Origin of the sequence: Labrenzia sp. THAF191a (assembly GCF_009363335.1) — a bacterium.
In the GTDB taxonomy this organism is placed as follows: domain Bacteria; phylum Pseudomonadota; class Alphaproteobacteria; order Rhizobiales; family Stappiaceae; genus Roseibium; species Roseibium algicola.
Window position 1 is genome coordinate 3,898,435 of sequence record NZ_CP045333.1, and the last position, 24,417, is coordinate 3,922,851.

27 protein-coding genes are annotated in these 24,417 nt (G+C 57.9%); 10 read left to right on the top strand and 17 right to left on the bottom strand.

Going from position 1 to position 24,417, the window contains the following annotated elements:
* Nucleotides 1-12: 12 nt before the first annotated feature.
* The gene (locus tag FIV05_RS17940; RefSeq protein WP_152511971.1) at nt 13-2,154 is read right to left on the bottom strand and encodes an EAL domain-containing protein; all 2,142 of its coding nucleotides are present in this window, start codon (nt 2,152-2,154) and stop codon (nt 13-15) included.
* Between the two features lie 453 nt (nt 2,155-2,607).
* On the opposite strand from FIV05_RS17940, the gene FIV05_RS17945 reads away from it, so the two are divergent.
* Both FIV05_RS17945 and sfsA read left to right on the top strand, forming a co-directional pair.
* Nucleotides 2,608-4,032: a TrkH family potassium uptake protein gene (locus FIV05_RS17945; protein WP_023001064.1), complete on the top strand. Its 1,425-nt coding sequence runs from the start codon at nt 2,608-2,610 to the stop codon at nt 4,030-4,032.
* A gap of 62 nt (nt 4,033-4,094) precedes the next feature.
* Nucleotides 4,095-4,799, top strand: a complete 705-nt coding sequence (gene sfsA, locus FIV05_RS17950) for a DNA/RNA nuclease SfsA (protein ID WP_152510507.1) — start codon at nt 4,095-4,097, stop codon at nt 4,797-4,799.
* Between the two features lie 60 nt (nt 4,800-4,859).
* On the opposite strand, the gene FIV05_RS17955 is transcribed toward sfsA, so the two are convergent.
* The 5 genes from FIV05_RS17955 to FIV05_RS17975 form a co-directional block, all read right to left on the bottom strand.
* Nucleotides 4,860-5,540, bottom strand: a complete 681-nt coding sequence (locus FIV05_RS17955; protein ID WP_075282450.1) for a L,D-transpeptidase — start codon at nt 5,538-5,540, stop codon at nt 4,860-4,862.
* A gap of 247 nt (nt 5,541-5,787) precedes the next feature.
* The gene (gene gpt / locus FIV05_RS17960) at nt 5,788-6,297 is read right to left on the bottom strand and encodes a xanthine phosphoribosyltransferase (protein WP_023001067.1); all 510 of its coding nucleotides are present in this window, start codon (nt 6,295-6,297) and stop codon (nt 5,788-5,790) included.
* A gap of 15 nt (nt 6,298-6,312) precedes the next feature.
* Nucleotides 6,313-7,056: a competence/damage-inducible protein A gene (locus FIV05_RS17965; protein ID WP_077292646.1), complete on the bottom strand. Its 744-nt coding sequence runs from the start codon at nt 7,054-7,056 to the stop codon at nt 6,313-6,315.
* A gap of 73 nt (nt 7,057-7,129) precedes the next feature.
* Complete coding sequence (locus tag FIV05_RS17970; RefSeq protein ID WP_152510508.1) at nt 7,130-8,332, bottom strand: FAD-dependent monooxygenase; 1,203 nt, start codon at nt 8,330-8,332, stop codon at nt 7,130-7,132.
* Nucleotides 8,333-8,347: 15 nt separating this feature from the next.
* A complete protein-coding gene (locus FIV05_RS17975) occupies nt 8,348-8,593 on the bottom strand; it encodes a zinc-finger domain-containing protein (protein WP_023001070.1) in 246 nt (81 codons plus the stop codon).
* A gap of 214 nt (nt 8,594-8,807) precedes the next feature.
* Here FIV05_RS17975 and FIV05_RS17980 point away from each other — a divergent pair, with 214 nt between their 5' ends.
* Nucleotides 8,808-9,563: an alpha/beta hydrolase gene (locus tag FIV05_RS17980; RefSeq protein ID WP_152510509.1), complete on the top strand. Its 756-nt coding sequence runs from the start codon at nt 8,808-8,810 to the stop codon at nt 9,561-9,563.
* 65 nt (nt 9,564-9,628) lie between these two features.
* Nucleotides 9,629-10,513, top strand: coding sequence for an alpha/beta hydrolase (locus FIV05_RS17985; protein WP_055654838.1), 885 nt, complete (start codon nt 9,629-9,631; stop codon nt 10,511-10,513).
* A 130-nt stretch (nt 10,514-10,643) separates the two neighbouring features.
* On the opposite strand, the gene FIV05_RS17990 is transcribed toward FIV05_RS17985, so the two are convergent.
* Nucleotides 10,644-11,456 (bottom strand): enoyl-CoA hydratase, encoded by an 813-nt coding sequence (locus tag FIV05_RS17990; RefSeq protein ID WP_152510510.1) that lies wholly within the window; start codon nt 11,454-11,456, stop codon nt 10,644-10,646.
* A 166-nt stretch (nt 11,457-11,622) separates the two neighbouring features.
* Here FIV05_RS17990 and cysE point away from each other — a divergent pair, with 166 nt between their 5' ends.
* Together cysE and FIV05_RS18000 are read left to right on the top strand one after the other, a co-directional pair.
* Nucleotides 11,623-12,459 carry a serine O-acetyltransferase gene (gene cysE, locus FIV05_RS17995; RefSeq protein ID WP_023001074.1) on the top strand — a complete coding sequence of 279 codons (837 nt, stop codon included), beginning with the start codon at nt 11,623-11,625 and terminating at the stop codon, nt 12,457-12,459.
* Nucleotides 12,460-12,571: 112 nt separating this feature from the next.
* Nucleotides 12,572-12,787 carry a DUF3126 family protein gene (locus FIV05_RS18000; protein WP_006940479.1) on the top strand — a complete coding sequence of 72 codons (216 nt, stop codon included), beginning with the start codon at nt 12,572-12,574 and terminating at the stop codon, nt 12,785-12,787.
* Between the two features lie 86 nt (nt 12,788-12,873).
* Here FIV05_RS18000 and FIV05_RS18005 read toward each other — a convergent pair whose 3' ends face one another.
* Entirely contained in the window at nt 12,874-13,572 is a 699-nt protein-coding gene (locus FIV05_RS18005) for a hypothetical protein (RefSeq protein WP_152510511.1), read from the bottom strand.
* A 213-nt stretch (nt 13,573-13,785) separates the two neighbouring features.
* On the opposite strand from FIV05_RS18005, the gene FIV05_RS18010 reads away from it, so the two are divergent.
* Nucleotides 13,786-14,112: a hypothetical protein gene (locus FIV05_RS18010; protein WP_023001076.1), complete on the top strand. Its 327-nt coding sequence runs from the start codon at nt 13,786-13,788 to the stop codon at nt 14,110-14,112.
* 6 nt (nt 14,113-14,118) lie between these two features.
* Nucleotides 14,119-14,646 (top strand): gamma carbonic anhydrase family protein, encoded by a 528-nt coding sequence (locus FIV05_RS18015; RefSeq protein ID WP_152510512.1) that lies wholly within the window; start codon nt 14,119-14,121, stop codon nt 14,644-14,646.
* A gap of 174 nt (nt 14,647-14,820) precedes the next feature.
* Here the strand turns inward: FIV05_RS18015 and FIV05_RS18020 are convergent, their stop codons facing one another.
* From FIV05_RS18020 to FIV05_RS18030, 3 genes are all read right to left on the bottom strand, one after another.
* The gene (locus FIV05_RS18020) at nt 14,821-15,435 is read right to left on the bottom strand and encodes a transglutaminase-like cysteine peptidase (protein ID WP_209009698.1); all 615 of its coding nucleotides are present in this window, start codon (nt 15,433-15,435) and stop codon (nt 14,821-14,823) included.
* A gap of 440 nt (nt 15,436-15,875) precedes the next feature.
* Complete coding sequence (locus tag FIV05_RS18025; RefSeq protein WP_055654833.1) at nt 15,876-16,511, bottom strand: PilZ domain-containing protein; 636 nt, start codon at nt 16,509-16,511, stop codon at nt 15,876-15,878.
* Between the two features lie 368 nt (nt 16,512-16,879).
* Complete coding sequence (locus FIV05_RS18030) at nt 16,880-17,527, bottom strand: PAS domain-containing protein (RefSeq protein ID WP_152510513.1); 648 nt, start codon at nt 17,525-17,527, stop codon at nt 16,880-16,882.
* A gap of 555 nt (nt 17,528-18,082) precedes the next feature.
* Here FIV05_RS18030 and FIV05_RS18035 point away from each other — a divergent pair.
* Both FIV05_RS18035 and FIV05_RS18040 read left to right on the top strand, forming a co-directional pair.
* Nucleotides 18,083-18,871, top strand: a complete 789-nt coding sequence (locus FIV05_RS18035; RefSeq protein ID WP_152510514.1) for a rhomboid family intramembrane serine protease — start codon at nt 18,083-18,085, stop codon at nt 18,869-18,871.
* A 280-nt stretch (nt 18,872-19,151) separates the two neighbouring features.
* Complete coding sequence (locus tag FIV05_RS18040) at nt 19,152-19,583, top strand: CBS domain-containing protein (RefSeq protein WP_023001082.1); 432 nt, start codon at nt 19,152-19,154, stop codon at nt 19,581-19,583.
* A 52-nt stretch (nt 19,584-19,635) separates the two neighbouring features.
* On the opposite strand, the gene FIV05_RS18045 is transcribed toward FIV05_RS18040, so the two are convergent.
* From FIV05_RS18045 to napE, 6 genes are read right to left on the bottom strand one after another with little or no spacing between them, the layout of a single operon-like run.
* Nucleotides 19,636-20,283 carry a cytochrome c3 family protein gene (locus FIV05_RS18045; RefSeq protein WP_031269311.1) on the bottom strand — a complete coding sequence of 216 codons (648 nt, stop codon included), beginning with the start codon at nt 20,281-20,283 and terminating at the stop codon, nt 19,636-19,638.
* Nucleotides 20,283-20,753 carry a nitrate reductase cytochrome c-type subunit gene (locus FIV05_RS18050; RefSeq protein ID WP_023001084.1) on the bottom strand — a complete coding sequence of 157 codons (471 nt, stop codon included), beginning with the start codon at nt 20,751-20,753 and terminating at the stop codon, nt 20,283-20,285. The genes FIV05_RS18045 and FIV05_RS18050 overlap by 1 nt, the downstream gene beginning before the upstream one ends.
* Before the next feature lie 8 nt (nt 20,754-20,761).
* A complete protein-coding gene (napA, locus tag FIV05_RS18055) occupies nt 20,762-23,257 on the bottom strand; it encodes a periplasmic nitrate reductase subunit alpha (protein ID WP_077292651.1) in 2,496 nt (831 codons plus the stop codon).
* Complete coding sequence (locus tag FIV05_RS18060) at nt 23,254-23,538, bottom strand: chaperone NapD (protein WP_152510515.1); 285 nt, start codon at nt 23,536-23,538, stop codon at nt 23,254-23,256. Before FIV05_RS18060 ends, napA begins: the two co-directional genes overlap by 4 nt.
* Nucleotides 23,535-24,050 (bottom strand): ferredoxin-type protein NapF, encoded by a 516-nt coding sequence (gene napF, locus FIV05_RS18065; protein ID WP_152510516.1) that lies wholly within the window; start codon nt 24,048-24,050, stop codon nt 23,535-23,537. Before napF ends, FIV05_RS18060 begins: the two co-directional genes overlap by 4 nt.
* 4 nt (nt 24,051-24,054) lie before the next feature.
* The gene (gene napE / locus FIV05_RS18070; protein WP_152510517.1) at nt 24,055-24,210 is read right to left on the bottom strand and encodes a periplasmic nitrate reductase, NapE protein; all 156 of its coding nucleotides are present in this window, start codon (nt 24,208-24,210) and stop codon (nt 24,055-24,057) included.
* Nucleotides 24,211-24,417: the final 207 nt, after the last annotated feature.

Sequence of the window (24,417 nt, forward strand, 5' to 3'; positions counted from 1 at the left end):
ACCCGGGCAAGATCAGGCTCGTTTCTTGGAGGACCGGTCGTTGTCGCTTTTGATGCCGGACGCTTTCAAGGTCGCCCTGAAGCTCTGCAGCTGCGACTGAATGAGGTTTGCCGGCACGGCCGGGGAGCAATAATACCCCTGAAGACCGTCGCAGTGATGGGTCACTGTCAGCGCGAATTCTCCTGCAGTCTCGGCGCCTTCCGCTATCACACGCAAGCCCAGGCTGCGTCCAAGCCGAACGATCGCCTCAAACAGCTGTTCGCGTTGCGGGTGCGTATCCGCTCCGGAAATGAAGGCTCGGTCGATCTTCAGTTCCTGGAATGGCAGCCGGTGCAGATAATTCAGGGAAGAGTAACCCGAGCCGAAATCATCCAGGGAAAGCTGGACACCAATCTGCTGAAGTTCTGAAAGGATGTTCAGAACCAGTTGTTCCCTGGTGTCGACAAAGACGTTTTCCGTCACTTCAAGACACAGGTAGCTTGCAGGCAGGCCATGGTTGTTCAGGGTCTGGCGAACTGTGTCGGCAAAGTTTGATTGGCGGAATTGAAGCGGTGACACGTTGATGGAAACCTGACCGAATTCGAAACCGGCCTGACGCCACTCTGCAGCCTGCTTGCACGCCGATTCCAGAACGTATTGGCCAAGGTCCAGGATAAGCCCGGTCTTTTCCGCAATCGGAATGAACTCTCCCGGCGGGATAAGGCCGCGTTTTTCGTGTGGCCAGCGAAGCAGGGCTTCCAGGCCAATGAGACGGCCGTCGTCAGGGCAAACCTGGGGCTGATAATGCAATACGAGCTGGCGGGTCTGAAGTGCGGCCCGCAGCAGCGTTTCCGTGAGCATTTCACTCTGGACGCGGTCGTTCAGGGGCGGAGAGAAGAATTCATATCGTGCACCTGCGTTCCGCTTTGCTGCCCGCAAGGCAAGTCCTGCCATACGGTGAGCCGTTTCCGCGTCCTCTGCATCTTGCGGCAAAAGGGCTATGCCGATGCTTGGTTCCACACGGATTTCTCCTTCTTCCAGCTGGAAGGGTACGGACAACATGTCGATTGCCTGCACCGCGTAGTCTTCTGCAATCGCGCCCTTGCTGTCGAAGGGCAGGAGAATGCAGAAATCGTCTGCCGAAATTCGAGCAATCTGTGCGCTTGGGCCGAAGATATTTGCAAGACGTGCGTAGGCCTGTAACAGGACCCGGTTACCTACCTGCTGGCCGAAGGTGTCGTTCACCTTGGCAAAGCCATTGAAATCCAGATGGATCAGTGAGGCCGAATAGGTGCCGGACCTTGCCCGTTGCAAGGCTTCGCTCAGGTCCGAGAAATATCTGGCACGGTTGCCTGCGGTGGTCACGGGGTCCGTATAGGCAAGCTTGTGAAGCTTGTCCTGCAGATCGGTGACCCTCTCCAGACCATGCGCCAGATCACCGATCTCGTCCCGCCGGTCCGTGAAGGGAATGCGTTTTGGCTGTGTGCCGGTGGCCAGTTCATCCGCTGTCTTTGCCAGGCGGCGCAATGGCCGCAATTCGAAACGCAGAAACAATCCACCAACAAGAATGACAGCAAACAGGATGACAATGGCTGCTGAGGCCATGCGTGTCTTCAGTCGGTTTTCTGCCAATGTCAGGTCGTCTGTCCAGCCGACGTCAACAGCGATTGCACCGGCAAGCTTACCGCCGTCGGTGACAATCGGCGTCAGATAGGCGAGGCGGAACCTGCCCTGGACCGGAACATTGCCCGCAAATGGCTGGCCTGCAGAAAGACTGGCAAATGCGGGATGGCCTTCACTGATGGAAAAAGCCGGCGGGCGCTCACCCTTGGGATGGCTGAAGGTGGTGGCGAAGCGGTCGAAGGATCTGGTCTCGCTCGACCAGCTGAACAAATTGGCCGCGCCCTGATTGGTGTTGCCAATGGTTTCGATCAAGCCGTCCAGCTTTTCGCTTGGCTGGAGCAATTCTTTGGCGGAAGCTTCGGAAACGCGAATGACGATCGGCTCTCCACTATCGGCGAAAACCGGTTTGAAGCTTTCATTCGTGCCGTAATGCAGCATTGAAGCTGCGGCACGTGCGGCCCGGTCCAGCCTGATGGTGGCATTTTCCTGCGTGCTTCTGGACAAATCGAGATAGGCAAGCCCTGAGACCAGCCCGATGCTGCAAAGCACCATCGCCACAAGGGTGAGGCTGATCCTGAATACAAGCGAATGTAGTCCGAGCCGTTCTATTGCACCAAATCCTTGTCAATTTCACGTATAGGAAGCTGGATTGGCAATTAGCACGTAAAGGTAATTCTTATTCGCTACGAAATCCTGAACAAGGCTCAAGAACTTGGCGGTTTCCCGCGCTGTTCCTGCGTAGCGTGCCCGTGCACTGACGCCAACCAACTTCGCCTGGCGGTTCCAGAATTGGAAGGACAAGCTCTATTGGCGGTGTGAGACATGTCTTTTGTTGACCGAGACTTGGATGGTCATCCCCGTCATCTTCCGGGGAACGCGCGCCAAAGCCATTGGAAAATCGGCAGAAAGGCGTTAGGACGAGTGGTTGGTGCGGCAATTCGCGGAACGGCCGACCGACACAGCGTTTTTCGGGAAGACTGATAGTTGATTTCTCTCAGACCAGTTTTGAATGTTCTCGGATTTCTGTACGTCGGCCTGGCAACTGCCATGCTCATTCCCGCTATTGTGGACGTTGCCCAGAAAAATGCCGATTGGCAGGCCTTTGTCTTTTCCGCACTTCTGACCGGCATGATCGGCATGCTGTTGTCACTTGCCGTCGGCGGATCGCTGCGCGAGGGGTTGGACACGCGGCAGACCTTCGTTCTCACGACGCTTGCCTGGACGACCTTGCCGGCCTTCGGCGCGCTGCCGTTTCTGTGGCTTGGCATCGGCTATGCGGATGCGGTGTTCGAAGCGGTTTCCGGGTTCACCACCACAGGGTCCACCGTTCTGACCGGCATCGACAGTCTGCCGCCGGGCCTTCTGGTCTGGCGGTCGCTGATGCAGTGGATGGGCGGCGTCGGTATCATCGTTATGGCCATCGTGCTGCTGCCGTTTCTGAGGATCGGCGGTATGCAGCTTTTCCAGAGCGAGAACTCCGACCGGTCCGAGAAGATCGTCAGCCGGTCGGTTGAACTGATCCGGCTGATCGGCCTTGCCTACCTGTTCCTGACATTCCTGTGCATCGTTGCCTATCTGGTCACGGGGATTGAGCTGTTCGATGCCTTCAATCACGCCCTGACCACGATCGCGACGGGCGGCTTTTCCACCCATGATCAATCCTTCGGCTATTTTACCAATCCGGCCTCCGGTTGGGTTGCGATCGTTTTCATGATCATCGGTGCGTTGCCGTTCGTGCTGATCGTCCAGGCCTTGCGCGGTCATCCGCTGCAGCTCTGGCGAGATCCGCAGGTGAGGGCATTGCTGGGGTTTCTGGCTGTCGTGGCTTTGACGCTGACCGTCTATCTCGGCCTCAACATGCACTTTCCATTCGATGAGGCGCTGTTGAGGGCCACCTTCAACGTGGTTTCCATCGTGACTGGAACCGGTTATGCGCTGGGCGACTATTCGCAATGGGGCGCGCCGGTTGTCGGGATCGCGCTGCTGCTGATGTTCGTTGGCGGTTGTACCGGTTCAACGACCGGCGGCATCAAGATTTTCCGCTTCCTGGTGTTCTTCGGTACTGTCCGCGCGCACCTGCGCCGCATGGTGCGCCCGCACCGGATCATGTCGGAAGAATACGGCGGAACAAGACTGACGCCTGAACTGTCCTTCTCGGTTCTGGCCTTCCTTGTTGTCTACATGGGGTCGGTGGGCATCATCACCGTTGCCTTGTCCTTCTTCGATCTGGATCTGGTTACCGCCATCTCCGCCGCGGCAACATCCGTGGGCAACGTCGGTCCGGGCCTGGGGCCGGTCATCGGCCCGGCAGGGCATTTTGCTCCGCTGCCGGATGGCGCCAAGTGGCTGTTATCCTTTGCCATGCTGGTCGGCCGCCTTGAGCTGTTCACAATCCTGGTTCTTCTTGATCCGGATTTCTGGTCAAAGTGACCTTTAAGCTCACCTGAACGAACGGGGCCGTCCGGCCCTGATCTGCACGAGAGAGATCTGCCATGAAGTTTTCCGCGCCCCTTGTCAGTGGCCGTCTGGTCAAGCGCTACAAGCGTTTCCTTGCCGATGTTCTTCTGGACGACAATAGCGGTGCGATCACGGCCCATTGCGCCAACCCGGGCTCGATGCTCGGCTTGAAGGAGCCAGGATCTCGTGTCTGGCTGTCTGCGTCGGACAACCCGAAACGCAAGCTCAAGTATTCCTGGGAAGTGATCGAGGCCGACGGAGCTCTGGTCGGCATCAACACGGCGCATCCCAACAAGCTGGTGGAAGAAGCGTTGGAGGCAGGGCGTATTGCCGGACTTACAGGCTACCAGACGCTGCGCCGTGAAGTGAAATACGGCAAGAACTCACGTATCGACATTCTGCTGGAAGGTGCAGACGGCGCGAAGACCTACGTGGAAGTGAAGAACGTCCACCTGATGCGTAAAGCAGGACTTGCTGAATTTCCGGACAGTGTCACCGCCCGCGGGGCCAAGCATCTTGTGGAACTGGGCGACATGGTGGCCGAGGGGCACCGCGCGGCAATGGTGTTTCTGGTCCAGCGGCCCGATTGCAGCCGGATGAGCCTTGCGGACGACATCGACCCTGCCTATGCAGCCGCCTTTGCCGAAGCCAGACGAGCCGGAGTGGAGGCCTTTGCAATCGGCTGCGATGTCCGGCTGGACGGCATTGATGCAGTCAAGCCGGTCGAAATCATCGCCTGAGCCAAGCCAAGCCAAGCCAAGCTAAGCTAAGCCAAGGCAAGCAAAATTGTGCGGCAGCTGTTACGCCTGCCGCACGACAATCGGCGTGCCGTTCGGCACACGGTTATAAAGATCTATAATGTCCTGTTGGAGCAGGCGCACGCAGCCGGACGACACGGCCTTGCCAATGGACAAGGTTTCCGACGTGCCGTGCAGGCGGTAGAGCGTGTCGCGATTGCCTTCAAAGATATAAAGAGCTCGCGCACCCAGCGGATTGTCGAGACCCGGCGGCATGCCGTTCCTGTATTTCTCCAGTTCTGGCTGACGGTCGATCATTTCAGCCGGCGGCGTCCACTTGGGCCAGGCAGCCTTGCGTGCGATGCGCGCACGGCCACCCCAGGCGAATCCTTCCCGGCCGATGCCGACGCCATACCGCATTGCCTGGCCGCCCTCCATGGTCAGGTAGAGAAACCGGTTGGGCGTATCAACGATGATCGTGCCCGCCGGTTCGGGAGCGGCATAGGTCACCAGTTGGCGGTAGTAGACCGGATCGATCTTCGACAGATCCACTGCCGGAATAGGGTAGGGCTCTTCCGGCATTGCCCGGTACATCTGAAGGTACTCGGGTGAAATGCGCACAGCTCTTCCCAGGCCATCGGCTGGGTAACCAGGTCCTGCAAGTTGTCCGGTTCTTTGGCTGGATGCGCAGCCGGTCACAAGAGCGGCAGCAGCGGAGGCGAGGAACAAACGTCTGTTGAGCATTCCGTTTTCCGAAATCGGCTTTCGTAGCGTGTAACGACTAAGTTTTCGGAGAGGAAACGCATGACAGGCGACAAAGTTCTGATTTGCTAAATTTTTGTTTCGGCGAGCCGAGAGATCTGGCCGGATTGACTTGAAGGCAGACGCAAAAAGACCGGCCAAACGCGATGCCTGACCGGTCGATTGTCGATTTACAAACAGGGTTCCAGCGGAAACGTGCCAGAACCTTCAAAAGTTCGCGAAGTCTGGATCAGCCTGCGGTTTCTTTCGAAAGCGGCGGCTGGAACTGCCAGCCCATGTCCCAGGGGAAATAGATCCAGGTGTCCTGCGATACTTCGGTGATGAAGGTATCGACCATGGGCACGCCAACCGGCTTTGCATAAACAGTCGCGTAGTGTGCCTTCGGCAGCATTTCACGAACCACTTTCAGGGTCTTGCCGGTGTCGACCAGATCGTCGATCACCAGAACACCGCTGCCTTCACCGTCTTCCAGGTCGATGACCTTCGGGTCGATCGGCTTGATGACCTTGAGCGAACCCTGGCTGTCGTAGTCGTGATAGGACGCAATGCAGACGGTTTCGATGGTGCGGATGCCAAGCTCACGCGCAACGATCCCGGCCGGTACCAGTCCGCCACGGGTGATGCAGACGATCGCCTTCCATTCACCTTCGCTAGAAAGGCGCCAGGCAAGTGCGCGGGAATCTCTGTGAAACATGTCCCAGGAAACGGGGAATGCTTTGTCTTGGGCTGGGTTTTCCATTTCTAGTCCTTCAGATTATCCCGACAGGTCGGCGACAGCTTCCGCGACATCCCTGACCGCAGCCATCAGTATCGCCTCGTCCCGCGAGCGGATCACGATTTGTGTGGTGAACTTGCCGTCCGTCGCTCTTGGATAAGAGCCAATCAATGTTTGCGGATGCGCGTCCTGAATGGCAGCGAGGCGCTCGGCGATGCGGCTTTCAGGCATGTCTGCGGCAACGGTTTCCGACAGCATCTTCTTGCCTGTCTTCAGCGAGGGCGCAAGCGCGTCCATCATCGCCTGCATGATTGACGGCACGCCTGCCATCACGTGGACGTTCTCGATCCGGAAGCCCGGTGCTTTCGAAACCTTGTTTTCGATGAGGTCCGCGCCTTGGGGGATTCGTGCCATCCGCTGGCGAGCCGGAGTGAATTGTCCCGGCGGGTAGTGGGGTTCCATGATTGCGACAGCGCGTGGATCAAGGTTCAGCGCAACACCAAAGGCATCGGCGATGCTTTCGGCCGTGATGTCGTCGTGCGTCGGGCCAATGCCGCCGGACGTGAACACGTAGTCGTAGCGCGCCCGCAGCGCATTGACGGCACCGATGATTTCCGGCTTTTCGTCCGGAACAATGCGCACTTCCTTCAGGTCAATGCCAAGCGCAGTCAGGTAGTCGGCGAGGAAGCCGATGTTCTTGTCCTTCGTGCGGCCGGACAGGATCTCATCCCCGATGACCAGAAACGCAGCGGTTACAACGTCATCTGCCCTCTGACCGGTCATCTTCACACTCCCTGACACATGGATGGGGATTGGCTTTATCCCAGCTTGACGCCGGGCTCAAGCGAAAGCGGGTCTATTGCCCGGGAGTCCAGCCATAAATATCGTCGAACCTGGCTGCCAGACTGGTTGGTTTCGACAGGCGCAAAACGGTGTCGCGGGCAAAGGCCATCGCGCCGCCGTAGTGGAACGTGCGGGCGTTTCTGAAAGAAATACCCTGAATGTGCTGTACCCGTTGTTTGCGTTGCCGCTCAAACGCCCTGAAGGCAGCGGGGATGTTTTCGACGTCCTGAGGCATATGCTCAGCCAGGATCGCTGCGTCCTCGATGGACATTGCCGCCCCCTGCGCCATGAACGGCAGCATCGCATGGGCGGCATCACCGATCAGCGCAATATTGCCATGGGTCCACGGGCCACCAGCGTCCACGCTGCACAGGGCCCATTTCAACCAGGCGTCAGGGATCGTGAGGAGATTGCGAACTTCCGTTGGCCAATCCCGGAAAATCTTCAGAAGGGTTTCCTTGTTGGCCTTTGCTGACCAGGTCTCGTCCTCCCAGGCCTCTTCGACCAGCCCGACGATGTTCAGTTCCCGACCGCCACGAACCGGGTAATGCACCAGATGGGCGCTCTTGTGGAACCAGAGGCCGGCATCGCGGCGCCAGCGCTCGGGCACCGCATCGATCGGAACCGTGGCCCTGTAGGCGACCTGGCCGCTGTAATGAGCGTCTTCATGTCCGGGAATGAGTCGTCTGGTCTTGGACCAGACCCCATCAGCGCCAATGAGAGCCCTGCAATGAAGGTTTCCCGAGATCTCATTATCCTGGAACACGCAGGTCAGATGCTCATAGGGCGAGGATTCCAGATCGATAACTTCGCTTGAAAGGCGGAGGGAGATACCGTCACTGGACTGGACCTTCTCCAGAAGCACACGCTGGAGATCTGCCCGGTGGATTTCCCAGAAAGGATAGCCGTGTCGCTCCTTCAGGAAAGTGCCCATGGTCACCCTGGCGAGCTCTTCGCCAGATTTTGCCGAGAAGATTTTTACGAAATCCGGGGCATAGGCATGTGGAGCGAGGTCTTCCAGCAAGCCAAGCTGATCGAGCACCGAGCAGGCGTTGGGTGAGAGCTGAAGGCCGGCGCCAACTTCCGAAAGTTGCCGAGCCCTGTCCATGAGGACAATGTCATGCCCTTGAGCATGCAGGCAAAGGGCGGCCGTAAGACCGCCAATCCCTGCGCCGGCAATAATGATCGGAAGACCGGTCTCACCATTCGTGCTCATGGACAGACCAATAAATTACGCCGCTACAGGCGTCCAGGTGCAGTCTGAAGGCGAGGATTCGGTTGCCTGCAGTGTCTTGTCGAACTTGTAGAGCGTTGAGCAATAGGGGCAGACCACTTCGTTCTCACTCCCCATGTCGAGGAAGACATGGGGATGATCAAACGGAGGATTTGCGCCGATGCACATGAATTCCCGTGCGCCGATCGCCACCGAATCGTGTCCGCTGGAGTTCTGGAAATGCGGGACGACATGATCCGCCATGTTGAAATTCCTCTGTCTCTAAAAGGTTGGACCCCGATAGCAAATTTTGCGGACCATATCCATTTGTAAAATATATGGGTAGACCCGGAATCTGCGATCCACAACCGCAGCAAGGCTCCACCTGGAGCCGGAAATGGGCTTTACCTTCGCTGCCTAAACCCCTTACTCTACCGTGAAATTGTGTTTTCCGTTTACGTAAGGGTTAATGTCTTAGATGCCTCAGTTCGAGTTCGATGGTGTTAGGATCGCCTATGAGGATAAAGGTGAGGGGGACCCGATCCTGCTGATCCACGGGTTCGCGTCCAACAAGCAGGTGAACTGGCAGTATCCCGGTTGGGTCGATTTGCTGGTCGGCGACTGCAGGCGCGTGATTACCATCGACAATCGCGGCCACGGCGACAGTCAGAAGTTCTACGACCCGGCAGCTTATGGTGCACCGGTGATGGCGGAAGATGCCAAACGCCTGCTCGACCATCTTGATATCGAGCGTGCCGATGTCATGGGCTACTCGATGGGGGCAAGAATCTCGGCATTCCTGACCCTCAACCACCCGGGCAGGGTGCGCCGTGCGATCTTCAGCGGCCTGGGCTACGGCATGATTTCCGGCATCGGAGATCCGGAGCCGATTGCGACAGCCCTTGAGACCGACCGCATCCAGGACATTTCCGATCGCACCGGACGTGCCTTCAGGGCCTTCGCGGAGCAGACAGGGTCCGATCGCCGGGCACTGGCGGCCTGCATGCGCTCCTCGCGGCAGAAAATCAGCGAGGAAGACGTCGCGCGCATCGAGCGTCCGGTGTTGATTGCCGTCGGTACGAAGGACGATATCGCCGGGTCACCGCACAAGCTGGCAACCTTGATTCCGCACGCGGAAGTGCTGGAGATCCCGGGCCGCGATCACATGGTTGCCGTGGGCGACAAGGTGCACAAACAGGGCGTTCTGGCGTTCCTGAACAACATTGAAGCGTAAGGCCTGACGCCACCGGAGGCGCAAGCCGCGCTGTGGTGTGCTGATCGGGTATCGAGGGAGGTTGCATGGGTCCGAAGCGTGTTGAATTCCAGGGCGCGGAAAAGAACGGTCTGGTGGCAGACCGTTACGGGGTAGGGGACTTGCCTGTGATCATGCTCCACGGCGGCGGCCAGACCCGGCATTCCTGGGACGGTGCCGCACGCAGGATCGCGGATCTCGGGCACCCGGTCTATTCACTGGACCAGCGCGGACATGGCGAAAGCGACTGGGTTGCCTCGGGAAACTATGCATTTGACGATTTCGCCAGGGATCTCGTGGCTGTCACCTCTCAGGTCGAGGCCTTGCACAAGGCAAACCCGGTAGTCGTTGGGGCGTCGCTTGGCGGCTTTGCCGGTATGCTGGCGGAGGGACAGGAAAACAGGGGCGGTCTTTCCGCGCTGGTTCTGGTGGACATCACGCCGCGGATCGACATGGGTGGTGTCGCCAAAATCCTGGGCTTCATGGGAGACAGGGTCGATGACGGCTTTGCCGACGTGGAAGAGGCCGCTGATGCGATCGCCCGCTATCTGCCCAACCGCTCGCGGCCCAAGGACCTGTCCGGCCTCTCAAAGAACCTTCGGCTCCATGCAGATGGCCGCTACCGCTGGCATTGGGACCCGGCATTCCTGAAGTCAAAGCATCATCAGGACGAAGACAGGGCGGTGGAGTCGCAAGAGCGCATGCTGGCTGCGGCGGGCAATCTTTCCGTGCCTGTTCTCCTGATCCGGGGGCAGAACTCCGAATTGGTCTCCATGGACCATGTTCGCGAGTTCCAGGCGCTGGTGCCTCACTCGAAATTCACCGATATCCGCGACGCCGGACACATGGTTGCCGGTGATCGCAATGACGTTTTTGCCGGAGCGGTAGAGGACTTCCTGATCGCACTCAAAACCGATGCCGCGATGGCCTGAGATAGAATTGCCGACAAGTCGTTGCGACGCGTTCGGATATTCGCTGTGAAGTGAAAACGGGAGTCGTTTCAAGTTGCTGGCAGAAGTGGTTGAGAGGTTGATTCAGCTTCGGGCTTGGCTTGCGATCTTGTCAGACGCCAGTGAACACCGGCGATCTCTTTTCCAGAAAGGCCCTGCAGCCTTCGCGGTAGTCGGCACTGTCGATACAGACCTGCGCATTGGCAAGGTCAGCCGTTGCGTCCGTCTGACTGCCGGGCTGGGCGAGGCGATTGATGGCTTGCTTGGCTGCCTTCAGTGACAAAGGCGCATTGGCGCAGAGTGTCTCGCTTAGCGCATTGATGTGCTGGTTCAGATCCGTGTCGTCGACCACTTCATTGACAAGGCCCATGTCCAGCGCCTTTTCGGCCGTCAGGCGCTCGGCCGAAAACAGCAGTCTCTTGGCGTTGGAAGGTGAAACGGCCTCCAGCAGATCACCGAGCGCTTCGGGCGGATAGGCTAGACCGAGCCTCGCTGCGGGAATGGCGAAAAAGGCGGAACGGGCGGCGATGCGCAGATCGCAGGCGAGTGCAAGGCCCAGGCCTCCGCCAAGGCAGGGGCCTTCGATTGCCGCAATGACCGGGACGGGCAACGCCTTAAGTGCCTTGAAGGCGGCAACATTTATGTCGTCGTATCTCTTGGCGGCTTCCGGCGTCGAGCGTATGGCTTCGAATTCCGATATGTCAGCGCCTGCGCAAAAGCTCTTGCCACCGGCACCACGCACGATGCAGACGCGCAGATCCGGATCCCGTGCGAGCTCTGCCAGAAGACCGGGAATTGCCTGCCATGCGGCAAGAGGCAGTGCGTTTTTTCTGTCGGGCGCATTCAACACAAGCTCTGCAATCTGACCGTTGCGGATCACCATCGGATTGCCGGAAGGGGCTGGTTGGGACGTTTGTGTTGGCATGATTTAACCTCAAATTGCGATTTCAGTTAGCAAGATGCTGAAAATCTTCAGGTATCGGGGTTCATTTGAAACGGTCATATCTGATATCAGGAAGTTTGATTTGGGAATATCAGACGACAGTCCTATTTTAAGGACCACTCGTGACGGCTTGAAAAGGAGACAGGCCATGTCGGCACCGATCAGCAAGACCGGTTTGAAAGAAGTTCCGACCCATGATCCGGTCTGGCATCAACTGAGGGATGAAGCACAAGCGATGGTCGCGGCAGAGCCGGCCCTGTCGTCCTTCGTCTACGAAACGGTTCTGAACCATGACAGCCTGGAAGAGGCCGTCGTTCATCGCCTTGGCGACCGGCTGGGCCGGGACATTGTTTCCGCATCATTGATCCGGCAAACCTACCTTGAAGCACTGGCAGACGAGCCGGAGCTGGCCAAGATTTTCCGGGTCGACATCGTTGCCGTCTTCGACCGCGATCCGGCATGCTTCCGTTTCCTGGAGCCGGTCCTTTACTTCAAGGGCTTCCATGGCCTGCAGACGCACCGGCTGGCAAACTGGCTGTGGCGCCGTGGCCGGAAGGATTTTGCCCTTTATCTGCAAAGCCGCAGCTCGGAAGTTTTTCAGATCGACATCCATCCGGCGGTTCCCGTCGGGCGCGGTATCTTCATCGACCACGGTACCGGCATTGTGGTTGGCGGAACCGCGGTGATCGAGGACGATGTCTCGATCCTGCAGGGCGTCACCCTTGGCGGCACCGGCAAGGAAGATGGCGACCGCCATCCGAAGATCCGCCGCGGTGTCTTGCTGGGGGCGGGTGCCAAGGTTCTCGGCAACCTGGAAATCGGACATTGCTCGCGCATTGCCTCGGGGTCCGTGGTGCTTCAGGACGTGCCTGCAAACACGACGGTTGCCGGGGTTCCGGCCAAGATCGTCGGCAAGGCAGGGTGCGCAGAACCGGCCCGCAGCATGAATCAGCTGCTCGGTGAAGACGCCGGCCAGACGAATTGAAAATCCGGTTTCAGGAAGACGGGGAAAGCTTGCGGAAAGGCTTTGGCATTTCCGTTGGCTCCTGTAGGGTCCGCGCCAGATTGATGCTGAAGGCAAAGAACAGGAGAGCGCCGTGAAACCCGATGAAATCCGAAAGATCGAAGCCTATCTGCGTTCGAAGTTCGAGAACAAGACCATCAAGGTGCAGGCCCGCCCGCGCAAGGACGACTCTGCTGAAGTTTACATCGGTGACGAATTCATCGGTGTCATCTTCCGAGACGATGAGGATGAAGATCTGAGCTGGAACTTCCAGATGGCAATCCTTGAAATTGATCTGGACGAAGTCTGAGTTTCAGACTTTTCGATCGTAACGTGAAAAGGCGGCTCCTCTGGTGTGCCGCCTTTTTCATTTCTCCGCCATCCGCTCAAGTCAGGTCATTGCATCCGGTAACCTTCGATGCTGGCAACGATGTCGCCGTCGAGGCGGCGCCAGTCCGGCAGAAGCGATTGATCGAAGCTGTAGCGCAGTTCCAGACCCGAGGCGAACACGATGGCGCGGTGGCAACCGGCTTTTCCCGAAGTGCTGTCTTTGCGGCATCGTGCGATGAAGCCGTTTTGAACGGTTGGATCGTAGACGATGAGATCCGTCGCCGGCGCGCCACGCGCCGACAATTTCAGGACCTTCAGTCCCGAAGGCCCCTTCATCTCGCCACCGCGTGCAAGACGCCTGTAGAACGGATCAAGCCTTGCCCGCAGGCTCTCCCGGCCGGGATTGCTCTCAAGGTCAACCCGGATCGTCGCAGGGGCGTCCCATCCCGTATCGCTGTTCTTCGTGGCGCTGGAAGACCAGTGCAGGTTCAGGCGAAGTGTTTCAAACGCGGCTTCGGAACCAAGGGCCTGCCGTTTCTGCGAAGCCGTCGCGATCAGGTTCAGGGGAAGCTCAAAGCGGGTCGTGCCGACGGCAAAGCGGACGGGCTGGTCCTGACTGATGCCTGCCTCCATCGGCCAGCCGGACGACCAGGAGTAGATCTTCCCGCCAACATGAGCCGTGCCCAATACACACATTGCCAACGCCAGCCAGGTGAAGTGGCGGGGATCGGTTCTGATCGGGCGTGGCAAGGAGACAGGTATCACGACTTCAGTCCCTTGATTGGCTGTGCACATATATGGGACAGGTTGTCCTGAAACGGCACAGGTGTCCCGCTTGGGGAAGGCGTTGACGCTGCTCGAAGTGGCTCAATTGAGGGGTTTTCGCTCATTTGCCGTTCCGGCACAGTCTTTGCTCTTGACCCTTTACGAATTCTTAATCACTTTCCGTGCGAAAGAGTTAACAAGGGGTTAACGGGCGTGCTGTTCAATCTTCTAATCGTTGGATATATCGCATGCGCCGGATTTGTTGCGTCCGGTGTGCTGGGCAGCCTTTATCAGCTGATCACGAAGCAGCCGCCGAAGTTCGCCTTTGACGGAGAGGGCATCCTGTCGTTTATCGCCGGCGTTTTTGTCTGTGTGTTCGCTGGACCCTTCATCATCATGCGCAACGCCATTCGTGGACGCAGGATCGAAAAGCGGCCGTTGGGTTGGCTGGTCGCATCTTCCACAATTGCCGGCATGTGGAGCATGTGTTCCGGTGTTATGGTAATCAACGTTGCCCTGATCATGATTGGTTACACCTGAGGTCTCATGCCGGTCTTTGCTCTTGATGGACGTACGCCTGTTTTTCCGGAAAACGGGGAATACTGGATCGCACCGAATGCGACGCTGATTGGCGATATCATTCTGCAGGAAGCTGCAAGCGTCTGGTTCAACGCGGTCCTGCGTGGTGACAACGAGACGATTACCGTCGGCATGCGCTCCAACGTCCAGGACGGCTGCGTCTTTCATACGGACATGGGCTACCCGCTGACCATCGGCGCCAACTGCACGATCGGCCACAAGGCAATCCTGCATGGCTGTACGATCAAGGACAATTCGCTGGTCGGGATGGGCGCAACAATTCTGAACGGCGCTGTCATCGGCTCCAACTGTATCATTGGTGCCAATGCCCTTATTTCCGAAGGCAAGGAAATTCCGGACAATTCTCTTGTGGTGGGCGTGCCAGGAAAGGTCGTGAAAACGTTACCGCTGGAGGCGGCGAACGGGATTGCGAATTCCGCCGACGGATATGTGCGCAACTGGCGGCGCTTCAAGGCCGGCCTGCGGGAACTCTGACCCGCTTTGATCTGACCCATTCGACCCGACCCCAATTGAGCTGGGCCTGAAAAGGCGGGAACCGGCCTGCGGGGGGCGGGCCGGTTCCCTGGATCCGGTCGTGGTAGGGATGGGGAGGGTGGGGACGCGACCGGATCGTCCTAGAGGCCGGCTGAGGCCGGACCAATCCCAATCCTAATTGGACACGCTACTGACAGTCGTCACGCGCGTGTCGGCAATACCTGTCCACTGCACGGGCGAGCTGGCAGACTGACGCTTGATGTAACGGTAGGGTGTCGAAAACCAGGGCAGCACCGCCTCGATCTGGTTGTCGAGGATCATGTCACCATGGTCCGTACGTACTGTCAGAACGGCATGACCCGAGTTCTTGGTATCTTTTGCAACAGTGATCAGAAGGGCGCTTTTCGGCCAGCCGGCTTCGATCAGGACGCGCTGCTTTTCAAGGACGTATTCCTCGCAGTCGCCGTATCCGTTCACCGGATAGGTCCAGTATTCTTCCTGGCCGAACAGATCCTGGTCGGTCATAGGATGAACCCGGCGATTGACTTCCTTGTTGATGGCAATGAGTTCGTTCCAGCGGGCTTCGTCCAGCTTCACGACAACCGGCTTGTACTTTTCCTTCGGACAAGCCCAGACGTTGTCACGGCAGAACTGGTCATAGCCGACGGGTGCCTTGACAACCGTTTGCATGTCCATGAAGCGGCCGGGTTCTGCCTGTGCAACCGATCCCATGACGGTGCAAGACAGCAACACTGCAGATGCGAGTAGAGTTCTGTGAAGTAATTTCATCGTAACGCCCTCCCCAAGGCTGACGCAACGATGACTCAATGATTTTTACTTGGAGAAAATCTCCAAAGTAAAACTGTATTTGTATTTTATGTGTGTTTGAGTTTCTTTTTATCGTTATTTGAATTTACTTTAATTCAAGTTGGAGGAAAATTTTCGTAAAATTTGATGCATCCTCCAGAAGTCCTTGAAATGGCGAGAAATTGGTGTTTTTCGAGTGGTGCGAAATCGGCGTTCAATCGCCTGGTTTTCGGTCTGGAGCGGGTCTTGTGCCCGTCCTTGAGGGGGAGGAAAGGGCATGAAAGTTTTTTGATTTTTTTGGATCTGGCCAGCAGAAAAGAAACGCTACTACCCGGAAAATTACGCAGAAACAAAAAGGCCCGGCAAAAAGCCGGGCCTTTCTGAAGTGTCTCAAGCACTTGAGAATGATGAGAAAGCTAAAGTCAGCTTTCCTCTGGTGCCGATATGTGATGTTCCAGCAATTCGCGGCTTTGAACAGCAGCAAATTCGACGGCTATGCCACCTTCGATGCGGCGAATGACACGTGCATGCATCTTGCCGAGCGTGATGGCGTCGCCCATCTCCGGCACGATGTCCGTGGCGATGGCCGCGCCGGACAGGGATACGTCGATGATGCGGCAGACATGTTCCGAGCCGTCTGGCAGGATCATCTTCGTCATCGGGTTTTTGGGCACGAAGCGGTCGTGGCGGCGGTCTTCGGGAAGATTGAGTTCGTCCCGGTTCGCGAGCCACGTCAAAACATTGGCGATCTTGTCGCGTTTACGGACCGTATTGCGCAGTTCAACCGCAAAGCCGCCATCGATCAGGCGGGAAATCCTGCCTTCGACGCGGCTCAGGTGGTCAAGATAGGCAATCACGCGTTCGCCGACCCTGCCGGTGACCGGTGTAATCATGGCCATGCCGCCAGGCGACATGTCGATAACCTGACAAGGGTATTCGCGCCGATCTTCAAGCATGAAGCGGCCCAGTATATTGACCTGGACCCGTTGATGGCGCCGGCGGTCAGTGACTTGAAGCGATCTGCTTCCTTCTGTTGCTGTTGCCACTCCGGCGCTCATGCCTGTTCTATCCAAAACGGTGCGCAAATCGCATTGTCCCCGGCTGAGATGCGATTCAAAAGACGTCTTTCAAAGCACTTTAGGTAGCTGGGGTTAACGATGTGTAAGAGTGTAGCTCAGAAGGCGCACAGGTCCAGACTTGTGATCGATAAAAATGCGGGTACGGCCGCGATGTTCGGAATTCAAGCCCTCTCTGTCGAGAAAGCACAATAATGCGAGAGTAAAAATCCGGAAGGAAGGACTTCTTTTCGGCTGAATAGAGGCTGTAAATCAGCCGGTGCCGGACATGAATTCGGGCCAGCTGATTCTCGGCCGGCCCGATTTCGCAGGTGAACAGGGATGTTACCAGACTTGCTATGTTGGGCGGATCAGGTCTTGCCGCCAGAATAGACGGTCAGATGTCCGACCTTGCGCTCGGCACCGCTCGGCAGGGGCGGTGTCGGCATGGCGATGCCTTCGGCGGTAAAGCGCGGCAGGATCGGGTTGAGCGTGGAAGCAGGGGAATCCACGAAATAGGGACGCTCGTCCGGCCAGACCAGGCGCAGGCTGCAGATCGACTGGCTCAAAATGGGATGCAGGCCGATCCAATAGGGTTTTTCCATCGGAGTGCAGCTTCCCAGGACACGGATCCTGCCTTCACCTGGAACATTCAGCGGTACCAGCAGCATTTCCATCTGCAGGATCTGTCCGCGTTCCGTATGGCCGTTGATGCCGATCACGGCCGCAGCCGCATCTTCGGTGATGGCGGCGATCAGGCTTTCCAGGGCTTCACGGTCTTTCACGCTCCAGCCGCGCAGGAAGTTGCGGCCCTTGAGTTCCCGGCAATGTGCGGAACACAGGCGTGTGCCGGCGAGGCGGTAGCGCACGTCCCTGGAACCGTTCGTCTCCAGAATGAAGGTGTCACCAAGAAGGCCGCGGATCTCACCCGGATCGACTTCGCTGCGGTTCGGTGCTGGACGGGCGCCGCGAAGATTGTCCCAGTAGTTGTAAAGAGTTTGCGTTACGCCGTGTTTCATCTGGTTCGCCTCTTTGCCATTCTTGCGCCCGGTGTTTCGTCTCAAGACAGTTCTTGTTTCAAAACGGGACGAAAATGCTTCCCTGTTGGTTTTTGACCTTTACAAAGCAGGGCGCGTGCCAAGTGCTTGTTGGCGCGAAAGCTTGAGAGGCGGTCAGAAATTAAGGTTAATTTTCGGTAAAGCTTGTATTGGGGGCGGTTGCCTGTCAGCTTAACACTCAGTTCACATAGACAGCGGGTGGGAGGAACCTGTTGTTGCAGGTCAGGCCGCGGGCCGATAGGTACAGCCGCCAAGAGCTGCCTCGGTAAAACAAGCGCCGGCCGGAGTGAACAACTGTCCTGAACGGGCGTCGTGGGGACGCGACCGGTTTTGGGGGGCATCGCAAAGCGCTGGTCACCTTTAGGTGGCCGGCGCTTTGTATTTTCAGGCTTTTTGGGGATTGTGACTGGAGAAGCCGAAGTCACTCTTTCCCGGTTTCGCATGTTCTGGCGGTCGAACCACTCTTGTTTTGTCTTCGATCTGGCTTAGAAGAAAGACTGGAAAGGCAGAGGGTCCATGAACGTTTACCGCATTGATGAAGAGCGCGCCCGGCGCGAAAAAGCCCAGAAGGAACAACCTCCCCAACGGCCGTCCGGTCCGCCCGTGTTCAATCTGCCCGGGATCATCGTCTGGCTTGGCGGTATCCTGATTGCGATCCACGTTCTGCGTGTGATGATCCTTCCGGCGAACCTGGACAATCTGATCATCGAACTTTTTGCATTCTGGCCGGTAAAATATGCCTATCTCGGCAGCCTGCCGCCTTTTGATCTTCTCTCCAGCCTCTGGGCCTTCGTCACTTACAGCCTGCTGCATGGTGGCGCCATGCACATTATCTTCAACCTGCTCTGGATGGCGATTTTCGGCAGTGCGGTTGCCAGGCGGTTTGGCGTAGGCCGATTTCTGCTGTTTTCGGCGGCTTGTTCCGTTGGTGGGGCGCTGGCCCATCTTGCCACCCACTGGGGAGAAGGCGCGCCGATGATCGGCGCATCCGCCGCCATTTCCGGCCAGATGGCTGCGGCCATTCGCTTCGTTTTCGAGCGTGGTGGCCCGCTGGGTGCGATCCGCAGCAACGATCCGACGGCCTATTTCGTACCGGCGCAGCCGCTTGCGGAATGCCTTCGCAATCAACAGGTTCTGGTTTTTGTCGCGGTATGGTTCGGGCTCAACCTGTTCTTCGGCCTGATGAGCGGTCCCGTTGCGGGACAGCCGGCAAGTGTTGCCTGGCAAGCTCATATTGGTGGATTTGTCGCCGGACTTGCCCTGTTCCCGCTGTTCGACCCCGTGCCGCAGCGGCGTAATTCCTGACGCGAAGCGAAAGTACCTTCAAGACGCAAGGTCAACAGTTTGCGCGATCTGATTTTTTTGCCATGATACCTGACGACTGGAGGTCGTCCTGTCGGATTCGAATGGACGTCCGGCCCCAGTCGGTGCGAAAGTGGTCGAGCAGCTGGAACATCTCCTTCCGGAGACCGGCTGGCAGACTACATTAAGGTCGATCAACTATTGACGTTTGATCGCTTCCGATTGAGCGTCGGTTGATCTGGTCCGGTAAAACGGACCGATTGATGCCATGGGAGGTGATTGAATGACCGTAGCCGCAATCCTGAGTGGGAAAGGCCACGATATTATCACAGCGCGCAGCGACGCGTTGCTCAGCGAAATTTGTGAAACCCTGGCAAAACACAAGATCGGTGCCGTGGTCGTTTCCGACAAGGAAGGTGCCGTTGACGGCATTGTGTCAGAGCGGGACATCGTTCGCGTGGTCGGTACGCAAGGCGTGTCGGCGCTGAAAACACCGGTTTCCGGTGTCATGACCAAGAACGTGGTTACCTGCTCCGAAGAGAACAACATCAACGAAGTCATGGCTCGCATGACACAGGGCAGGTTCCGCCATATGCCGGTCGTGAAGGACGGCAAGCTGACCGGTGTGATCTCCATCGGCGACGTCGTAAAGTTCAAGATTGCGCAGGTTGAACTCGAAGCCGAGCAGATGCGCAGCTACATTACGATGGCCTGACGTGAAAAAGGCTGGCTTGTAGGCCAGCCTTTTTGTTTCGACGTGTGATTTATCAATCTTGCCGTGTTGCCAGAAACGCGGTGGCTTCCTTCAGCATTTTTTCGGGTTTTTCCCCGTGCCATGCCGACTGAGACATGTCCGGCAAGCGATGCGCGATGCCCTTGTGGCAATCGATGCAGGTCTTTTCACCCGTGAACAGGAAGCGTTGGTGCGCCTCAGAGGCCCTTCCACTCTGACGGGTTATGTCCATGGAATCGGCGGAATGGCAGTTGCGGCACTCCAGCGAATTGTTCGCCTTGAGCCGGGCCCACTCGTGCTGGGCCAGTTCAAGCCGGTGTTCCAGAAACTTTTCCCGCGTATTGATCGTTCCGAAGATCTTGCCCCAGACCTCCTTTGAGGCCTGCATCTTGCGGGCGATCTTGTCTGTCCATTCATGGGGGACATGACAATCCGGGCAGGTGGCTCTCACGCCCGAGCGGTTGGAGTAGTGGATTGTCGTTTTAAGCTCGGCAAAGACGTTGTCGCGCATCTCGTGACAGCCCGTGCAGAACTTCTCAGTATTGGTCAACTCCAGCGCGGTGTTGAAACCACCCCAGAAAATTATGCCCATGATGAAGCCGCCGAGGGTCAGAAAGCCGAGGCTGTAGTGCACGCTCGGGCGGCGGATGGTGGTCCAGAGCCTTTTGAGGAAGGCCAGCATCATTTTGCCCCCTCTTTGGATTTCACATATTCGAGCACTTCATCGACATCGACAAAGTCGTTCTCGACCAGAGGCCGGGCGTCGGTCTGCGGCACGTGGCACTGATTGCAGAAATACCGCCGGGGTGTGACGGACGCCAGGAACTGGTTGTCCCGGTTCATGAAATGCGTGATCGACACCATTGGCGCCTGGCTGACTTCAATGGCTGTACGGGAGTGACAGCTCAGGCACTTGTTGGAGTTCTTGTCGATCTGATAGCCCTCGATCGTGTGAGGGATCAGCGGTGGCTGCTCGGGATAGTTCCGCACCTGGCGAATGTCGGAGTTCACCGGCTTTGGCATCGGGGCAGGCGTCCCGTTTTCCGCCAACGGCGTTGCGGGGCGCATGGTGGCGATGTGTTCCTGGGCGGCTGCGGCAGCTGCGGCAACCAACAGGGCGGCGCAGGCAAGGCCGATTGCAAAGCGTTTCATGGCTCACCTCACACTGCTTCTACGCGCACGGCGCATTTCTTGAAATCGGTCTGCTTCGACAGCGGATCGGTCGCGTCCAGCGTGACCTTGTTGATCAGCTGGCGGGCATCGAACCAGGGCACGAAAATCAGCCCCTTGGGCGGTTTGTTGCGGCCTCTGGTTTCGACGCGGGTGAGAATTTCCCCACGTCTGGATTTGATGCGCACTTCCGCACCGCGCCTCAGGCCTAGAGCCTCGGCATCGTCCGGATGCATGTAGCAGAGGGCATCGGGCACGGCCTTGTAGAGTTCAGGCACGCGCTGCGTCATCGATCCGGAGTGCCAGTGCTCCAGAACCCGGCCGGTGGACAGCCAGAAGGGATACTCCTCATCCGGGCTTTCCGCGGGCGGTTCAAAGGGCAGGGCGAAAGCGACCGCCTTGCCGTCCGGTTTCCCATAGAAATCGAACGCGGCTCCCTCTTTCACATAAGGGTCGTATTTGCCGTTGTAGCGCCAGCGGGTTTCCTTGCCGTCCACCACGGGCCAACGGAGCCCGCGCACCTGGTGGTAGGTGTCGAAATCCGCCAGATCGTGGCCGTGTCCGCGGCCGAACTGGGCGTATTCCTCAAACAGGCCTTTCTGGATGTAGAAGCCGAACTCGTCGGATTCGCGGTTTTCGTAGTCTTCCGCCCGCTCGCTGTTGGGGAAGGCGTTGACATTGCCGTTTTCGAACAGAACTTCGTACAGCGTCTTTCCCTTGTAATCGGGATTGTCGGCCAGAAGCTCGGGCGGCCAGACTTCGTCTGTTGTGAAACGTTTGGAAAACTCAACCAGCTGCCACAGGTCGGACATGGCCCCTTCCGGTGCGTCGACGAGCTGGTGCCAGAACTGCGTGCGGCGCTCGGCGTTGCCGTAGGCACCTTCCTTTTCCACCCACATTGCGGTTGGCAGCACAAGGTCGGCGGCTTCTGCCGTCACAGTCGGGTAGGCATCGGAAACGACGATGAAGTTTTCCGGATTGCGATATCCTGGCAGGCCTTCTTCCATCATGTTCGGGGCGGCCTGCATGTTGTTGTTGACCTGCACCCAGTAGCAGTTGATTTCGCCGTCCTTGAGTTTCCGGTTCTGCAGAACGGCATGCGCACCGATCCATTCAGGAACGGTTCCTGCCGGCAGCTTCCAGATCTTTTCGGCTGTTGCCCGGTGCTCCGGATTTGAAACCACGAGGTCGGCAGGCAGGCGGTGAGCGAAGGTGCCGACTTCGCGGGCGGTGCCACAGGCAGACGGCTGGCCGGTCAGGGAGAAGGGGGAATTGCCGGGCTGGGCAATTTTACCGGTCAACAGGTGGATGTTGTAGATGAGGTTGTTCATCCACACACCGCGGGTATGCTGGTTGACGCCCATGGTCCAAAGGGACATCACCTTGGTGTCCGGATCTGCGTAAAGCTCAGCGATCTGCTGAAGCCGCTCCCTTGAAACTCCGGACTTCTCCGCGGCGAAGTCCAGTGTGTAGGGTTTCACGAATTCGGCGAATTCCTCGAGAGACATCGGCTCGGAATCGCCGCTGCCGGCATTCGCTGCAGCAGCTTCAAGCGGATTTTCCGGTCGCAAGCCATAGCCGATGTCCTGTGCGCCCTTCCGGAAATTGACGTGGTTTGACACGAACTCCTCGTTCACCGCGCCGGACTGGATGATGTGGTTCGCAATATAATTGGCGATGATCAGGTCCGTCTGGGGAACGAATACGCCGGGAATGTCCGCCAGATCGAAGCTGCGATGTTCGAAGGTGGAAAGCACGGCAACCTTGACATGGGGATGGCTGAGGCGCCGGTCGGCGATCCTGGTCCACAGGATCGGGTGCATCTCGGCCATGTTGGAGCCCCAGAGCACAAAGGCGTCGGCGTTTTCAAAGTCGTCGTAGCAGCCCATGGGCTCGTCAATGCCGAAGGCACGGATGAACCCGACGACCGCTGACGCCATGCAGTGGCGAGCATTGGGGTCGATATTGTTGGATCGGAAGCCGGCCTTCATCAGCTTGGAAGCCGCATACCCCTCCCAGACCGTCCATTGGCCCGAGCCGAACATGCCGACAGCCTTCGGGCCCTTGGCCTTCAGTGTCGCCTTCCATTTCTCCGCCATGATGTCGAACGCTTCGTCCCAGGATACCGGTTCGAAGTCGCCGTCCTTGTCGAACTTGCCGTTCTTCTTGCGCAGGAGAGGTGTCGTCAGCCTGTCCTTGCCGTACATGATCTTCGACAGGAAGTAGCCCTTGACGCAGTTGAGACCCCGGTTCACCTCCGCTTCAGCGTCGCCGTGTGTCGCCACCACGCGTCCTGCCTTGGTCGCGACCATGATGGAACAGCCGGTGCCGCAGAAGCGGCAGGCAGCCTTGGACCACTTCAGGTCGGTCAGATGCGCATGGGTGACAAGGTTCTGTGCGGCCGCAGGCACGGGTAGTCCCGCTGCCGCGGCGGCGGCCGCCACAGCCTGCGCCTTGATGACATCACGTCTGCTTATTCCGCTCATTGTGTGTCTCCTTGAAGGGAGGTCGGTGCCGCCTCGGGCGCACCGTCTGTCTGGTGGTAAACAAGGGATGCGCTCACAACGCCGGTGAGCAGCTGGATATCCGTGAGGGCCTGTACGATTTCCGCTTCGTTCGCGGTTTCCAGTGTCACGATCAGGCGTCCCTGATCATCGGAATGGGCGATCTCGGCGCCGCCGAGAGCGAGAACATCCCGCTCGACATCGGATATCGCCTCTGTTCGTGCATGAACGAGAAGACTGGCTATGTGGACTGTTGTGCTCATGCTGTCTGGTCATCCTCTTTGGGATGGACAATGGCCAGTGCATCCTGCGGACAGACTGGGAGACAGGCTCCGCAGCCCGTGCAGGCATCTGTTTCGATGCGAAGCCGGCCAAAGGGGCGTTTGGTGAGATCTATTCGAATTGCCGAAGTGGGGCAGATATCCCGGCACACCTGGCAGGCAATGCCATGATCCTGCAGGCAACCCGGCTGAAATTCAGCCTTGATCGGCCAGGCCGGTGTGCGCTTCGTGTCAAAGACGTCCTGTGCGCAGGCGTCTGCGCATTTGCCGCAGAAAGTACATTCGCCGCCGTCGAAGACAACTTCCGGCCGCCCGGTGTCGTCCGGCCTCAAGATGGATTCGGGGCAAGCTTCGCTGCAGGCGTTACAGCTTGTGCAACGCGCGGCAACAAGGGCTTCGTCCGTCCAGGGTGGGCGAAGTCTCTGGATCTCCGGTTGGCTGGGCAGTTTCAGGAATGCTCTGCGGCTGGCCGAAAAATGAGGGTCGGGTGACATTGCATCAGCCCGTCGGCGGCCCAAGGACCAGCTGTGACATCCAGACGATAAAGCCGTAGCCGCCAACAATTGCGACTGAAAGCGCCGGGGCAAGCAAAACGGCCAACAGGATGAACGCAATCCGTTCGTCCCGTTTGCTTGGAACAGTATTGTCCGCCATAGCCTCTCCCTCAGCTTGCGGTCGATAGGGAATCAGGCACGGGGTGTTGATCTTGTTGTTCGCGCCTGATGAAAACTTAGGCGCAAGAGAGGGGATTGAGATATACGTGATACTACTTAAAAGTTTGTTTCAAAAATTCGCAACTTAATATGTTTCAATGACTTGCAGCAGGGCTGCCGAGAAGGTTGCTGGCCCTGGAGGCCAGGC

Excerpts from the sequence above, each read along its gene's own strand:
- FIV05_RS17940 (WP_152511971.1), bottom strand. The coding sequence starts at position 2,154 with ATGGTGCTTTGCAGCATCGGGCTGGTCTCAGGGCTTGCCTATCTCGAT.
- sfsA (WP_152510507.1), top strand. The coding sequence starts at position 4,095 with ATGAAGTTTTCCGCGCCCCTTGTCAGTGGCCGTCTGGTCAAGCGCTAC.
- FIV05_RS17955 (WP_075282450.1), bottom strand. The coding sequence starts at position 5,540 with ATGCTCAACAGACGTTTGTTCCTCGCCTCCGCTGCTGCCGCTCTTGTG.
- gpt (WP_023001067.1), bottom strand. The coding sequence starts at position 6,297 with ATGGAAAACCCAGCCCAAGACAAAGCATTCCCCGTTTCCTGGGACATG.
- FIV05_RS17965 (WP_077292646.1), bottom strand. The coding sequence starts at position 7,056 with ATGACCGGTCAGAGGGCAGATGACGTTGTAACCGCTGCGTTTCTGGTC.
- FIV05_RS17970 (WP_152510508.1), bottom strand. The coding sequence starts at position 8,332 with ATGAGCACGAATGGTGAGACCGGTCTTCCGATCATTATTGCCGGCGCA.
- FIV05_RS17975 (WP_023001070.1), bottom strand. The coding sequence starts at position 8,593 with ATGGCGGATCATGTCGTCCCGCATTTCCAGAACTCCAGCGGACACGAT.
- FIV05_RS17980 (WP_152510509.1), top strand. The coding sequence starts at position 8,808 with ATGCCTCAGTTCGAGTTCGATGGTGTTAGGATCGCCTATGAGGATAAA.
- FIV05_RS17985 (WP_055654838.1), top strand. The coding sequence starts at position 9,629 with ATGGGTCCGAAGCGTGTTGAATTCCAGGGCGCGGAAAAGAACGGTCTG.
- FIV05_RS17990 (WP_152510510.1), bottom strand. The coding sequence starts at position 11,456 with ATGCCAACACAAACGTCCCAACCAGCCCCTTCCGGCAATCCGATGGTG.
- cysE (WP_023001074.1), top strand. The coding sequence starts at position 11,623 with ATGTCGGCACCGATCAGCAAGACCGGTTTGAAAGAAGTTCCGACCCAT.
- FIV05_RS18015 (WP_152510512.1), top strand. The coding sequence starts at position 14,119 with ATGCCGGTCTTTGCTCTTGATGGACGTACGCCTGTTTTTCCGGAAAAC.
- FIV05_RS18020 (WP_209009698.1), bottom strand. The coding sequence starts at position 15,435 with ATGAAATTACTTCACAGAACTCTACTCGCATCTGCAGTGTTGCTGTCT.
- FIV05_RS18025 (WP_055654833.1), bottom strand. The coding sequence starts at position 16,511 with ATGAGCGCCGGAGTGGCAACAGCAACAGAAGGAAGCAGATCGCTTCAA.
- FIV05_RS18030 (WP_152510513.1), bottom strand. The coding sequence starts at position 17,527 with ATGAAACACGGCGTAACGCAAACTCTTTACAACTACTGGGACAATCTT.
- FIV05_RS18035 (WP_152510514.1), top strand. The coding sequence starts at position 18,083 with ATGAACGTTTACCGCATTGATGAAGAGCGCGCCCGGCGCGAAAAAGCC.
- FIV05_RS18040 (WP_023001082.1), top strand. The coding sequence starts at position 19,152 with ATGACCGTAGCCGCAATCCTGAGTGGGAAAGGCCACGATATTATCACA.
- FIV05_RS18045 (WP_031269311.1), bottom strand. The coding sequence starts at position 20,283 with ATGCTGGCCTTCCTCAAAAGGCTCTGGACCACCATCCGCCGCCCGAGC.
- FIV05_RS18050 (WP_023001084.1), bottom strand. The coding sequence starts at position 20,753 with ATGAAACGCTTTGCAATCGGCCTTGCCTGCGCCGCCCTGTTGGTTGCC.
- napA (WP_077292651.1), bottom strand. The coding sequence starts at position 23,257 with ATGAGCGGAATAAGCAGACGTGATGTCATCAAGGCGCAGGCTGTGGCG.
- FIV05_RS18060 (WP_152510515.1), bottom strand. The coding sequence starts at position 23,538 with ATGAGCACAACAGTCCACATAGCCAGTCTTCTCGTTCATGCACGAACA.
- napF (WP_152510516.1), bottom strand. The coding sequence starts at position 24,050 with ATGTCACCCGACCCTCATTTTTCGGCCAGCCGCAGAGCATTCCTGAAA.
- napE (WP_152510517.1), bottom strand. The coding sequence starts at position 24,210 with ATGGCGGACAATACTGTTCCAAGCAAACGGGACGAACGGATTGCGTTC.